At 51.0% G+C, this 1365-nt stretch carries 2 protein-coding genes; both read left to right on the top strand.

Features of this window, described 5'->3' with window-relative positions:
- A partial coding sequence (locus tag AC3DOM_RS11100; protein ID WP_487919115.1) for an MFS transporter occupies positions 1–701 on the top strand: 701 nt, incomplete at its 5' end.
- Between the two features lie 73 nt (positions 702–774).
- On the top strand, positions 775–1140 hold the full coding sequence (locus tag AC3DOM_RS11095) for an HsmA family protein (protein ID WP_487919114.1): 366 nt from the start codon (positions 775–777) through the stop codon (positions 1138–1140).
- Positions 1141–1365: the final 225 nt, after the last annotated feature.

The following is a 1365-nucleotide window of genomic DNA, read 5'->3' as shown; positions in this document are numbered from 1 at the left end:
CCGTTGGTCTGCTGCTGGTTCTGATGTTTGCCCAGCAGGTCGCCTTTGGGGGCTTCGAACAATTTCTGGCTCTCTTTACACTCAATCGCCTGGGGATGAATGCCTCCGACAATTCGTTGATTTTTATCTTTGTCGGGATCATTGTCGTAGCCGTTCAGGGCGGCCTGATCGGACGCTGGAGCCGAAAGTATGGTGACCGTAAATTGATCTATGCCGGGTTGGCGACACTCGCGATTGGCCTGACGATGACGGCCTTCACACCCCGTCAGCCCATGCCAGGTTATTCACAGGCTGAACTTACCGCCGAATTACAGGTCGATACTGAATTTCGCGCAGGAGAGCATCCGACCACCCAGGGTCTGGAAGTTGACCTGCCGCCGGACGATAATAAAGGTTGGCTGGGTCTTGGATGGATATTGGTGGCCATGATCCCGGCTTCGATCGGCGGAGGGATTCTCCAGCCAGCGGTCAACAGCCTGCTTTCCAAACGAGTTCCAAAAGACGAGATCGGTGGGACCCTGGGCATATCAGCTGCCTTTTTAAGCGGTGCCAATGCGATTGCCCCACTAATCATGGGCGTCCTTTTTCAATTTTTTGGCTCCACCGCACCCTTCCTGTTTGCAGGGCTGCTCATGGCAATGCTGCTTCTTTTCGCCGTTCGGATGATCCGTCCGGCGGCAGCGGAAATCGTCGCCGCATAGGTAACGTATCCAAAACGGGAGCAAGCCTCTCGTCAAAATTTAGCACCGACACTATTCAACAAGGAGTAATATTTTGGACCAATCAGCCAGCATTATTATCACGTCAGCACTCGTATTCTATTCCATCGGCGTTTGGAGTGAACGCATCTCCGGGGAACTCAAAAAATGGCATCTGGCCTTTTTTGTTTTGGGTCTGATCTGCGACACCTGGGGAACCGGCCTAATGTTTGAGTTTGTCGGCGGGATGACCTTTGACATTCACGGCATCTCTGGGTTGATCGCTATTTTATTGATGCTCGTTCACGCGATCTGGGCTGCTGTTGTCCTCGCCAAAAAGGATGAGAAAGCCATCAAGAGCTTCCACAAATTCAGTGTGGTCGTTTGGTTTATCTGGCTGATCCCCTATTTCAGTCCGATGTTTTTTGCGATGGCAGGATAAAGAATAGACTTCTTGCATATATGCTCCCGGCGGCGTCCCCGCCGCCGCCCTAAAGGATGCTGCGCGAAGGACGACGGCTAGTGCAGTGTCAAAAAGGGATTTTTGCCAGAAGTCTAATGCAATAAAGAAAAAAAAGGAGATGGGCAACCATCTCCTTTTTCTTTTATACAAATGACTCGTCTGAAAAAAGCTGAACTTTAACAACCGACAACTGAGCCGAATCCA

Source organism: Candidatus Desulfolinea nitratireducens (assembly GCF_982879505.1).
The sequence above is the reverse complement of the archived record's forward strand: the minus strand, read 5'-3'. Positions and strand labels throughout refer to the sequence as shown.